Source organism: Bacillus cereus group sp. N11 (assembly GCF_016483605.1).
GTDB lineage: Bacteria > Bacillota > Bacilli > Bacillales > Bacillaceae_G > Bacillus_A > Bacillus_A toyonensis.
This window is the reverse complement of the sequence record NZ_JAEHBN010000030.1, coordinates 1-11,244: the sequence shown is the minus strand read 5'-3', so window position 1 is coordinate 11,244 and position 11,244 is coordinate 1. Positions and strand designations below refer to the sequence as shown.

Genomic DNA, 11,244 nt, shown 5'->3' with positions numbered 1-11,244 from the left:
AGCTTATTTACATAATGATCGTTATTAGAAGTCGTTTTAAAATTCTACATGTTTACTTTTTTCTTGTTCTTACGAATACACCACAACACCACAGTTAAAAATAATAAAAAAATCAGTAAAAAGAGCGGTATTTTTTGAATAAAGAAAAATCCTTTCCAAAAATCTAACCTAGTACTATCAGGAGAATCTGTTGCCATCCCACCTATAAAAAAAGACAACGGAATAGTAAGTATATTTATCCCTAAACCGATCATTACGAATGATAGATTTTCACTCCAGATTTTTGGTAATGCTGCCATAATAAATAAAACTAATGCGGTACCAATTATAAGAAACAGTAATCCAAAATAAAATCCAAAATAAAATACAATATCCATAATAAATCCCATAATATCCCTCCAAGACTTTAATTGTACCATCAATAAGGGTAATTTTGGTTGAATATGATATTCATAGAAAGTTAACATAACGCAATATTATCGGTAGCCTGGCGAGGGTTCAGGGCTCTTGGTTATTACTGGATTAGCCGAAAAACTGTATAAAATCCTGCATGCTCTTAGCGTGGTTTTTTTCCAAAATGCTGGGGATACCCCATGCCCATCAAGCTAACAAATGTAAATACCCCCAAAACGAGAAAATTGACAACTTCATGTGAAATTGTACATTTCTTGCTTTGGGAGTTATAAAATTCTTAAGTTGATGGATATGTGGAGAAACCCCAGATACTTGCTCTTTTTCAACTCTTAAATAATAAATAAATTATTGTCTTTCAAATTACTGTTTAATAACTTTTTGATAATACTCATGATTACTTAATAACTCATCATGAGTTCCAAAACCTGTAATTCTACCATCCTCTAATACAATAATTTGATCAGCATCTACAATGGTAGACAATCTATGTGCTATTACAAAAGTTGTTTGTTTATGAAATATATAAAAGCCTTGCACATTTTATTGTTCTAAGGCTCTTTAAAGTTGTTTAATTTCTATCCATTTAATTGCATTTGCACTCAAAAATTAATAATAAAGTTATTTAATCCTTATTGAACTAAAGCACCTGTTAGTTGAAGAATAACAAAATGAACTGACAGGCAACAGATATGGAAATTTGGTTGAAAAAGATATTGATTGTATTTACTTGCTTGATTCGCAAACCGAATTGCTCCTAATTAGCCAGTCTTTGATTAGTTCTTGTACTATTTTACGTTTTTCTATTTGAAGCATATGACCCGCACCATCTAAAATGGAAAACGTAGCATTCGGAAATTTTTCTAGAAGAAAAAAGTGATCTTTATAACCACAGATTGAATCTTGTTTCCCTAGAATGATGAGTACAGGTTGTGTAAGTGTACCTACATCATTAAGCGGTTCTTCAGAAAGAAAATACCCTTTCTCTCTCCAATTTGACATTAAAAAATTTTTATTAGCTAATAATCGTCCAGGTTGGATTTCGTTTAAAAAGTAATTAAGGTTCTCTTTATTTTGATAATTCATTAATGTTTCAAAAGCCATTCTTATATCAGAATCCAATTCTGTTAATAAATCTTCCTCTTTTGTAATAACTATTTTTTTAGGAAGATTCCTATCTTTCAAATGAAGTGAAGTGGCCAGCAAACAAATACTCTTTACATTTTTATGTCTATGGTGCAAAACACCTTGTGCCAAATATCCTCCATATGAAAAACCAATAAGAGAAAATGCTTGGTTAGGAATTGTCATATCAATAAAGTTCAAAATATTTAAAAGCATATCATCTGAAGAGTTGAAATTTTCGTCAATTAAACTTCGACCGTGAGCAGGTAAATCTATATATATCCTCTGAAAACCCTGAATCTTATCAAAAATTGGCTCTATCCAAGTTTTCATAGATTTATGGTCTGTACCCATTGAATGCATTATTAATATTGGAAAGCCATTCCCTATGATTTCATAATAAATACTACCCTTTGCAACTAAGCAATTCATTGAAATTTTTCTCCCTATTCATATCAATTTTATCTAACCTATTCTAGGTTAACCTACTCTGATATAGTTCTGTACTAAGTTGAAAATACCTTTTGACCACTGGATAGAAAGATTTTTAAATAACTTTATTATTCTTTAAATGATTATGTTGTGAATTAAACAACTTTATTGTCATTGTACAATTACCAAATAATTATGGTTCACCTTGAATAGAAAGAATAACTTTTTTTTACACTTGGGGGTAGTCGGATTTCTTAAGTTGATGGGCATGTATGGTGACCCCTTATATGAATATTATATTCATGGGTAAGAACGAATGTTTGTCATTTGTTTAGAAAATTTAGTAAACTTGTTTATGAGGATAAGTGAGAGGAGAAATATAAATGAATACAATTGATTTATTGTTATTAAACTTAACAGAAGTTAGAAGACGGAGTATAAAAATATGGAAAACGATTCCTAGCGATAAATTGGATTGGAAACCAGATGAAAAAGCTATGACTTGTTTAGAAATGATTCGGCATGTACTGGAATCAGAACATTATTATCATCTGGCTATTGAAAATAGGGGAAGTCTGAAAGAGTATAATTCTCCATTTGAAAACAGACCTTTTTTATCTGTCGAAGATGAACTGGATTTTGCTGAGATATATCACAAACAATTTTTAGATACTGTTCGTTCTTTTTCTAGTGAAGATTTAAATACAATTAAAATTGATCGTTCAAATGTAGGGTATATCCGTTCTTTAGGGGATATGTTAATGCGTATAGCATATCATGAGGGTGTTCATACAGGACAAATGTTAGATTATATGAGAACAATGAAAATTGAACGCCCAAATATATGGGATTAATAATTTCACTATCAATAACGATAATTATGTAAATGAGCTGTCCATATGGGCGGCTTATTTTATTTTTTGCTTAGCGTGTTTTTTTCCGAAATGCTGGCGGTACCCCATGCCCATCAACCTAAGATTTTGAATTATCCCCAAAACGAAAATTTCATTCCTTCATAGTTGTCCATAGAAGTTCAGTTCGTTTTTTTCGTTTATGGGAAGAATGTATTTCTTAACTTGATAGCGCTGTGGCGATTCCCCTAAGAGACCTAAAAAAACTATGTAAAGAAGGTTTTCCAAAAGATTAAGCATAGAGCTACTCTTTTTGGAAAACCCCTAATCGATATATTCGTGTTATTATTCTTGATATTGCTGTTGAACCGCCTTCGGTAGTTCCTCAAAGATTATTCTTTTAAAAATGTTAATAATGCTTCATTAAGTTCTTTTGCATGAGTTGCGTTTAATCCATGAGGACCACCCTGTATTAGAGCAAGTTTACTATCAGGAATGGAATCATATGTGCGTTTTCCACTTAACTCAAAAGGTACAGTTGCATCAGAGTCACCGTGAATAATAAGATTTAATATCAAATGTAAAAGCTACCAATATATACATATAAGCCAGTATTATAGTTTAATACTGATTTATTTGATGCTTTTATCATTTTAACCAAGAAGACTCCTTCCTCAAGGAACGCGAAGTGAGTAGGTGGAAGATGAATTAGCTTCGAACAAGGGATAGCAGGAAGCCATCTTAATTGTTCGACATACATAAACTGTTACTTTACTACCTATCGAATGTATGTTTGTTGTATGATAGACACATATCGAAATGGGGGTGAAACGAATGATGATCAATACAGCATATAAATTTCGTATCTATCCAAATAAAGCACAAGCGACCCTAATCAATAAAACGATTGGCTGTTCTCGTTTTGTATTCAATCATTTCCTATCTCTATGGGATAATGCATACAAAGAAACAGGAAAAGGTTTGACATATAGTACATGCTCTGCCAAACTTCCTGCCATGAAGAAAGAGTTTGTTTGGCTAAAAGAAGTGGATAGTATTGCGATTCAGTCATCTGTTCGCAACCTTGCGGATGCTTATACACGCCTTTTCAAAAAACAAAACAATGCCCCGCGTTTCAAATCTAAGAAAAACAACGTACAATCTTACACAACAAAACAAACAAATGAAAACATTGCCGTTGTAGGAAACAAAATAAAATTGCCAAAACTAGGTCTTGTTCGATTTGCTAAAAGTCGTGAAGTAAAGGGACGTATTTTAAATGCTACAGTTAGACGGAAACTTTCTGGCAGATACTTTGTGTCATTGTTAGTCGAAACAGAAGTGCAAGAACTTCCGAAAACACATTCTTACATTGGAATGGATGTGGGACTAAAAGATTTCGCCATATTATCAGATGGAACAACCTATAAAAATCCGAAGTTTTTTCGATCATTAGAAGAAAAATTGGCAAAAGCACAGCGTGTTCTTTCTAGAAGAATGAAAGGATCTTCTCGCTGGAATAAACAACGAGTAAAAGTAGCTAGAATTCATGAATACATGACGAATGCTAGAAAAGATTACTTGGACAAAATCTCGACTGAAATCATCAAAAACCACGATGTTATCGGTATAGAGGATTTGCAAGTATCGAATATGTTAAAGAATCATAAGTTAGCAAAAGCAATTAGTGAGGTATCATGGTCTCAGTTTCGAACTATGTTGGAATATAAGGCAAAATGGTACGGCAAACAAGTCATTGTCGTATCGAAAACATTTGCTTCAAGCCAATTATGTTCTTGTTGTGGATATCAAAACAAAGACGTTAAAAATCTAAACCTACGTAAATGGGACTGCCCTTCTTGCCTTACACACCATGACAGGGATATTAACGCAAGTATCAATCTAAAGAATGAAGCGATAAGGCTTCTAACCGCAAGGACTGTGGAGCTAGCCTAATAAATTAGAGTTCGATAGAACTCTTTACTTAGGAATCCCCCTCTTCTAAACGAAGTGAAAGTGGGGGTAGTTCAATTATGTACTTGTTAATTTAGCATAGATGATAAAAAATAAGGTTAATTGTCCTATTATCACAATATTCGGCACTACTATAATTAAATTAATAACAAAAAAGAGTGCTAAAATTCCTAAAAACAAGCATAAATGATAAATGTTCAAGCGGTGTTCTTCAAACCTGTATTGATGAAAAACAATTGTAGTTGACAGGAAATAGAGCAATACAGAACCAAAAACAAAATATAAGATAAAAGAATAATAGACCTCATGTAAAAATAATAATCTAATGGATGCTGCAACCATACTCAAAGACATTAAAATAAATAGATGACCGTAAATAATAATTTGACCAGAAGTTTGTCTAGACTTGTCGAGTTTCTTCTCCATGTTATCAAAATATTGCCACCACATCGAAATAATGAGGATAAATGAAATGATCGCAAAGCTTATTGAATCCCAATTTCCTTGTTTAGGTTGAATGACCACAAGAGTGCTTACAAGAGCTTCCCCAAAGAGAATAATGGAAAATAGACCAAATCTCTCTAACAAGTGGGCTGTATTTGTAGGAACCTTTTCTAAACACTTCCTTCCAAGCAGTGGGACAATAATATCGATAAGAATCCCAAAATATAACACAGCATATCGAATCCAAGAATCAAAAAAGACGGATAATAATGAAATAACGATTCCAATCCAAAAATATCTTCCTAAAAAGAGTGCTGCTTTTTTTCGAGCCCCCTCTTCTATACGCTGGACAACAAGATATTGAATTGCAGTCACGACCCTTAAACCAATATAGCCAATTAAAAAAGAAAGATAATAAGGATCAAAATCAGCTGATAAGCTTGATGTCATTATTAGGACAAAAAACATTTGCAAGATCAAAAAAATTCGTTGATGAAATAAATCTTTTCCAAACCGGTTAACAAAGATGGTTTGCCCTACCCAAGCCCACCAGATCGGAATAAAAATTAAGACAAACTTTACTAAATACTCTGCATGGATTTGACCATCTTCAACATGAAGTAAAACATGAGTCGCAGCCGTCACTGCCGCCACAAATAACAAATCATAAAAGAGTTCTAACCACGTCACTTTCTTTTCTTCCATTTCTGCACTCCCTCCTTATAGTTAATAGTATGCTAAAAATATATAGTAATTGGAAGAGAAAATAATATAGACATAAACCATTTCTCATCGCTTGAAAAACTCGAGCCAATAATAAGAAAACTAATGAGAAATCCCTACATTCTAGGCCTTTTGCAATAAACACTTCATTAAATTAAATCGAATAGTTCGAAAATTATACATAAAGGTATTCATTAAAAATAAACGTTTATAAATTAATCAAACCCACCTTTATAAACTTGATATTTCAATGTTTCATAGATGATACCTAACTGTTTATAAAGATATACCTTTATAAACACGAGTTTTTTGAAACAAGAAAATGTGTACCTCAAGTGAATTTGAAAGTAAACAAATGGCTGAAATTTTACATTGGTAAATAGATAAAAGATTTTTTATTCATATCATTAGCAAACATAAATGTTCAATAAAGATACTTAATTACAAATACAATTATTTGTTTTATAATTATATTCAGAAAATAGAATGGAAAGGTCTTGGTATTATGTTGGGTATTGATGTTATAAAAACAACAGAGGAATTAATTATTAAATGGCAATTGGCAAAAGTTAATATTCCATTAAATGAAATTATTGAAGTTACTGAAGATGATACTTATGCTGGCGTTGAAAAAAATGATGCAATTCGAATTGGGACACCTTATGCTACAACTGATCGCATCTTAATTAAAACTAAAAAGCAAGATTATGTATTATTTACTACTAATAAAGTTTCAATTTTAAATAAAATAAATGCTTAATAACTTGATTGGTTTAATATAATTCTTTAGAAAAAAGGCGACTAATGTAAAGTCGTCTTTTTTTTTCAATACACTTGTTAACTTAATATTTTTCTTTAACAAAATGAGTTGATTTTTTCTATCCCTCGTGAATTTCTTTAATACTTTTTCCTCCTAAAAATGCATGTCCTGTTTTAATTTTTTCTACTGTTTCAAATCCATACTTTTCATACACTTTTTCTACTTTTTCGTTAATTGGAATCACCCAAAGATTATCTAGTCCTCTATTCATTACTTCACTTTGAATAAAATGAATAAGTTCACCTATTAACCCTTTACCTCTAAACTTTTCAATTGTAGCTACACTTTCCATTCGGGCCTGTTTTTCATGTTCAAAAATACGAGCAATGGAACATGCTACTCCATTATATCTAAGTAGATAATGAGTGAATGCTGGATGTTGGAATTCCTCTTGAAAAGCTTTTTTTCTAACTTCGCCTCCTCCAAACTCTTTTATATTACATTCAATATCTAAAGCTACTTCAAAGTTTAATTCAGATACTTTTTCAATAGTAACTTTTTCATTTTTATCTTTTTTAGTTAATTTCTTATTCCATAATTGGACTGGACTTATTAATTCTTCAAATCCAAAATTCTTTATTTGTAATTCAGAAATCAGTTTTTCTTGCATATCTAAGTTGTATATATAAAATCTAGGTACTATATTTTTAGTCTTATAAAAATGGATTACTTCATCTACTATCAATTGTGGATCTAAACTTACTACACTTACATGTGCATGATTCGCATCATAATAATATGGGTTACTTTCATTACAAAATATAGAACCCCATGATTTCTCTATTCGGCTAGTAAAGGTTTCAAGATATGCAAAATCAAGCTCAAGAACATTTTTCAAACTAGTCATAAGATAGTTCCTCTTCTCTATTTATTTCTTCAATATCTTCTGTATTTTATTATACATTTAAATATCTTAATTTTCAGGTTTTATTGTAATATATCTCATACCCTTCAAAAAATATTTTCAATATCATTGCAAGTACAACAATGTATCGTAATGAAAAACCCTTTAAACATACAAGTTTTATTTTTATAAGTATTAAAATAATATATAATAATAAAAATATATTATTTTAAAAATTGAGGTAACCATTATGCGAAGTTTAAAAATATTATTAGGACTATTATTTACATTCATAAGTATATGTATATATTTTTTTTTAGTAGAACCTAAAGATAAAATAAAACTAACTCCTGATATGATTTCAAAGGTAAAATATTTAGAAACAAATTCGGTTGCTGAAGGTACTATTAAAGATTATGGTCAAGATGCAAAAAATGTATTTCAAAAACTAATTAGTTCAAAAACAGTTGTATCAAAAACAACTTTTTGGAAAAAAAAGCTTTTCGAAAACTCTTCTAATCTTTCTCAACGTATTATTGAATTTTCATTAGATAATAAAGAAAAGATTACATTTGAAATATTGACTTTCAATGTAGAAGGACATAAAAAAGAATCATATATTCGACATATAGGAGATTCTACTATTTATCACTTAAATGCAGAGCATACTGAAGATATACTGATGCAGTTTACTAATCGTTAATATTTCCTTCGTACTAAGATCATACTTTTAAACACATCTATTAATATCATCTTGAAAAGCACTTCTGAAACTATCAAAAGTGCTTTTTTTTCATGATTTGAAAGTAAACTTTTCAATATTAGTTTACTTTCATTCCCCCTTAAACATTGACTTCTCAGCAATCCCTCTGATATCCTCAAAGAAGAAAAAGACAATGTCCTTGATACATTCCTTATTTAATCCAAAAATATTAAAATGTGAATACTATAAAAATTAACTATCTACTTCCCATCAAAATTATGGTAATCCTATTAAACCTGGGGTTACCCCTTCTACCTTTGCCCATTCAAACGAGCACTCAATTAGCATTTGATTCTTACACTTAATTTTTAATAAACCTTCTTCTTCTATCGTATTTATTTCAAAATAATCAATTATATTTTCTGTCCCTAAACCTTTTATTGTTAAATTATGAATAGTAAAGAAAGAGATTTCTACATAAATTACATCCCACTTATTCCATCGTTTTGGCTTGTTTTCAATATTTTCCCTTGTCATCAATTGAATAACTAAAGTAGGACCATCTCTTTTAAGACGCACATCTAATAAATCTGATTCTTCAAACTTTGGTATTTTCCCAAAAATACTAATTAACGCTTGTGGATTTAAAAATTTAAATTGATCAATCATTTTTATACTCCCTATTTATTATTTCTCTTCTCAAAATAATAATTCTCCATACCATCTACCTGTCCTGTTCGTGTATTGTATTCAGGTCTTACATTATGATGCGGTGGCTGATCTCCAATGCCACCTTCTCCAAACTTATCACGCTAAGCAAAAAATACAATAAGCTGCCCATATGGACAGCTCATTTACATAATTATCGTTATTGGAAGTTACTTTTCAAGTATTAATAGACGGTCAAGTTCAGTTTCGTGATAACTCTACACGCTCAAAGTGTTCAACTGTTGGAAATGGATCATAAAAGTGATGCAATAATGCTTTCCACTCTTGATATTGTTCAGATTGACGAAATCCTATCGTGTGGTCTTCTAAAGTTTCCCATTGCACAAGGAGCAAATATTTTCCTTTCTGCTCCATACAGCGTTGTAATTCATGATTTATGTATCCTTGCATGGAAGAGATGATTGAAGATGCTTGCTTAAATATCGATTCATACTCTGTCTCCATACCGTCTTTTACTTGCAACATGACTGCTTCTAAAATCATTTTGAAGTCCTCCTCCTTTTCCTAATTGTACCATGTGGGAGGGAACGCTGGATGAGGAGTTTTGATGTATAACATATACACGTCAAGTTAACATAACGTCCTATTATAAGCAGTATAGGGGATCTCCCAAATTGGAAGATCCCCTATACTGCTTATTAAACAATCGAGCTCTATTCTTAAACAGGTATGTGCTTACTTACTAATAAAAAACAAATAGAGCTACATCACTTTGTTATGTTAAATAAACGACCTCGTTAGTTAAATTAAATAAATAGTTGCTCTTATAATAGAGAAGTCCGCGCTAGTTCCGCAAGCGAATTAGTGCATTCTTATTTCCTTCCACTTAAAATCATTGCATTTCCTAAGACTTTTTTGTTCAATACAAGTTTTGGTAATTCCATTTCTTCAGTAAGCTTGTAGCTATTTAATTCAGATACACCCTGTTTCTTTAAGACATTTAAGAGTTCTTTTTCATCTCCAAATATTTTTTCATCCATAAACAAATCTAAGAAAACAAATTTACCACCAGGTTTTAACACTCTTAATGCCTCTTTAATTACTTCAGTTTTATTTTCTCTATCTTTTACTTCATGAAATGTTAGACAGCTTACAATTGTATCAAATTCATTATCAGTAAAAGGGAGTTCTGCAGCACTTGCTTTTAGAAAATCAATTCTATCAGAGACCCCTTCTATTTTAGCATTCTGTTGGCATTGGGATTTGGAATATTCCCAATTTCCGCCCCAATAATCAACTCCAGTTAGAAAGGAATTAGGAAAGGTCTTTGCCAGTTTAATAATCAGTGAACCGCTACCAGTTCCTATATCTAGTATTTTTCCTTTTCCATCCCAATTCACTTTGGTAACAATTAAATTATGTATTTTTGACTGATAATTCCCCCCAAATGCTGCAAATTGGTAAACTGAATAAGAAAGTATAAATGCTATATAAATAAAAGGCAACGCAAAAACACCTGACAGGATTCGCAGATATAAATTAACAGGTAATAATGTTATCAAGAGAAGAATGAGTGAAATAACTAAAAAAATAATTAGTTTGTAAATTCGTATCCAAGTTTTATATTTAGCTTTTGTTTTCAACATATCAACCATCCTTAAATAACCTATCTTTTGTTTGTTGTAATTACATAGAAAATCAATAATTGTGTCCTATAGTTTAAATACATTACTTCATAAGCTGGATCTGTTTTAACATTAATATCCAATTATTTCAGGAGAGATCCTCCATAATTTGGTCCGATTATTGAACAAGTATCACATGCATATGATATACAAATCCAGTTAACATAACGCACAATTATCGGTAGCAAGGAAAAAGGCGGACCCTTACTCTCACAGGGAATCCCCTTTTTCATTTTCTATAAAGCTATTCATTTTTTTATACATTCCTATCCTGGCGCGGATTTAGGGTTCTCGTTTTTTACTGGGTTCGTCGAAAAACTGTATAAAACCTTGCATACTCTTAGCTTTTTTTTCTATGGAATGCTGTCGATACCTTTTTAATGCATAAAGAAAAGATACCCTAAGGTGCCTTCCTCTGAATTGAACCACTTTAATTTTAATAATATAGTTTTAAGTTTAAAAACTATAGGGATTTTTCCTGTGGGATTTGTAAGTAGTTTTTACGAAATTATGAGTGTTTTTTATTCTGTATTTCAATAAGTTCATCTTTAATCATTTGTATA

Annotated in this window: 12 protein-coding genes and 2 pseudogenes; 4 read left to right on the top strand and 10 right to left on the bottom strand. The window is 31.0% G+C overall.

The features are described from left to right. Nucleotides 1-44: 44 nt before the first annotated feature. From JDS98_RS28360 to JDS98_RS28355, 3 genes and pseudogenes are all read right to left on the bottom strand, one after another. A complete protein-coding gene (locus JDS98_RS28360) occupies nucleotides 45-377 on the bottom strand; it encodes a hypothetical protein (protein ID WP_199634577.1) in 333 nt (110 codons plus the stop codon). Nucleotides 378-774: 397 nt separating this feature from the next. Continuing rightward, nucleotides 775-924 (bottom strand): annotated as a pseudogene (locus JDS98_RS30515) (hypothetical protein); the annotation flags it as partial. Nucleotides 925-1,137: 213 nt separating this feature from the next. Next, the gene (locus tag JDS98_RS28355) at nucleotides 1,138-1,968 is read right to left on the bottom strand and encodes an alpha/beta fold hydrolase (RefSeq protein ID WP_053446611.1); all 831 of its coding nucleotides are present in this window, start codon (nucleotides 1,966-1,968) and stop codon (nucleotides 1,138-1,140) included. A gap of 383 nt (nucleotides 1,969-2,351) precedes the next feature. Here JDS98_RS28355 and JDS98_RS28350 point away from each other — a divergent pair, with 383 nt between their 5' ends. Then, nucleotides 2,352-2,822, top strand: a complete 471-nt coding sequence (locus tag JDS98_RS28350; protein WP_053446612.1) for a DinB family protein — start codon at nucleotides 2,352-2,354, stop codon at nucleotides 2,820-2,822. Nucleotides 2,823-3,211: 389 nt separating this feature from the next. Here JDS98_RS28350 and JDS98_RS28345 read toward each other — a convergent pair. After that, nucleotides 3,212-3,394, bottom strand: a pseudogene (locus JDS98_RS28345) (alpha/beta fold hydrolase); the annotation flags it as partial. A 259-nt stretch (nucleotides 3,395-3,653) separates the two neighbouring features. Between JDS98_RS28345 and tnpB the strand changes: the two are divergent. Further along, complete coding sequence (gene tnpB / locus JDS98_RS28340; RefSeq protein WP_199634558.1) at nucleotides 3,654-4,775, top strand: IS200/IS605 family element RNA-guided endonuclease TnpB; 1,122 nt, start codon at nucleotides 3,654-3,656, stop codon at nucleotides 4,773-4,775. Between the two features lie 75 nt (nucleotides 4,776-4,850). Here tnpB and JDS98_RS28335 read toward each other — a convergent pair whose 3' ends face one another. Next, nucleotides 4,851-5,942 (bottom strand): low temperature requirement protein A, encoded by a 1,092-nt coding sequence (locus JDS98_RS28335; RefSeq protein ID WP_199634557.1) that lies wholly within the window; start codon nucleotides 5,940-5,942, stop codon nucleotides 4,851-4,853. A 523-nt stretch (nucleotides 5,943-6,465) separates the two neighbouring features. On the opposite strand from JDS98_RS28335, the gene JDS98_RS28330 reads away from it, so the two are divergent. Next, nucleotides 6,466-6,720, top strand: coding sequence for a SunI/YnzG family protein (locus JDS98_RS28330; RefSeq protein ID WP_044440149.1), 255 nt, complete (start codon nucleotides 6,466-6,468; stop codon nucleotides 6,718-6,720). A 118-nt stretch (nucleotides 6,721-6,838) separates the two neighbouring features. On the opposite strand, the gene JDS98_RS28325 is transcribed toward JDS98_RS28330, so the two are convergent. Then, a complete protein-coding gene (locus tag JDS98_RS28325) occupies nucleotides 6,839-7,627 on the bottom strand; it encodes a GNAT family N-acetyltransferase (protein ID WP_199634556.1) in 789 nt (262 codons plus the stop codon). A gap of 247 nt (nucleotides 7,628-7,874) precedes the next feature. Here JDS98_RS28325 and JDS98_RS28320 point away from each other — a divergent pair, with 247 nt between their 5' ends. Next, nucleotides 7,875-8,327, top strand: coding sequence for a hypothetical protein (locus tag JDS98_RS28320; RefSeq protein WP_199634555.1), 453 nt, complete (start codon nucleotides 7,875-7,877; stop codon nucleotides 8,325-8,327). 276 nt (nucleotides 8,328-8,603) lie between these two features. On the opposite strand, the gene JDS98_RS28315 is transcribed toward JDS98_RS28320, so the two are convergent. From JDS98_RS28315 to JDS98_RS28300, 4 genes are all read right to left on the bottom strand, one after another. Beyond that, entirely contained in the window at nucleotides 8,604-8,996 is a 393-nt protein-coding gene (locus tag JDS98_RS28315; RefSeq protein WP_199634554.1) for an immunity 50 family protein, read from the bottom strand. An 11-nt stretch (nucleotides 8,997-9,007) separates the two neighbouring features. Next, complete coding sequence (locus tag JDS98_RS30405) at nucleotides 9,008-9,115, bottom strand: HNH/endonuclease VII fold putative polymorphic toxin (RefSeq protein ID WP_223268724.1); 108 nt, start codon at nucleotides 9,113-9,115, stop codon at nucleotides 9,008-9,010. Nucleotides 9,116-9,236: 121 nt separating this feature from the next. Next, the gene (locus JDS98_RS28305) at nucleotides 9,237-9,539 is read right to left on the bottom strand and encodes an antibiotic biosynthesis monooxygenase family protein (protein WP_098712068.1); all 303 of its coding nucleotides are present in this window, start codon (nucleotides 9,537-9,539) and stop codon (nucleotides 9,237-9,239) included. 329 nt (nucleotides 9,540-9,868) lie between these two features. Further along, nucleotides 9,869-10,642, bottom strand: a complete 774-nt coding sequence (locus JDS98_RS28300) for a class I SAM-dependent methyltransferase (RefSeq protein ID WP_098712069.1) — start codon at nucleotides 10,640-10,642, stop codon at nucleotides 9,869-9,871. Nucleotides 10,643-11,244: the final 602 nt, after the last annotated feature.

Excerpts from the sequence above, each read along its gene's own strand:
- JDS98_RS28335 (WP_199634557.1), bottom strand. The coding sequence starts at position 5,942 with ATGGAAGAAAAGAAAGTGACGTGGTTAGAACTCTTTTATGATTTGTTA.
- JDS98_RS28325 (WP_199634556.1), bottom strand. The coding sequence starts at position 7,627 with ATGACTAGTTTGAAAAATGTTCTTGAGCTTGATTTTGCATATCTTGAA.
- JDS98_RS28320 (WP_199634555.1), top strand. The coding sequence starts at position 7,875 with ATGCGAAGTTTAAAAATATTATTAGGACTATTATTTACATTCATAAGT.
- JDS98_RS28305 (WP_098712068.1), bottom strand. The coding sequence starts at position 9,539 with ATGATTTTAGAAGCAGTCATGTTGCAAGTAAAAGACGGTATGGAGACA.
- JDS98_RS28300 (WP_098712069.1), bottom strand. The coding sequence starts at position 10,642 with ATGTTGAAAACAAAAGCTAAATATAAAACTTGGATACGAATTTACAAA.
- JDS98_RS28355 (WP_053446611.1), bottom strand. The coding sequence starts at position 1,968 with ATGAATTGCTTAGTTGCAAAGGGTAGTATTTATTATGAAATCATAGGG.
- JDS98_RS28330 (WP_044440149.1), top strand. The coding sequence starts at position 6,466 with ATGTTGGGTATTGATGTTATAAAAACAACAGAGGAATTAATTATTAAA.
- JDS98_RS28360 (WP_199634577.1), bottom strand. The coding sequence starts at position 377 with ATGGATATTGTATTTTATTTTGGATTTTATTTTGGATTACTGTTTCTT.
- tnpB (WP_199634558.1), top strand. The coding sequence starts at position 3,654 with ATGATGATCAATACAGCATATAAATTTCGTATCTATCCAAATAAAGCA.
- JDS98_RS28315 (WP_199634554.1), bottom strand. The coding sequence starts at position 8,996 with ATGATTGATCAATTTAAATTTTTAAATCCACAAGCGTTAATTAGTATT.
- JDS98_RS28350 (WP_053446612.1), top strand. The coding sequence starts at position 2,352 with ATGAATACAATTGATTTATTGTTATTAAACTTAACAGAAGTTAGAAGA.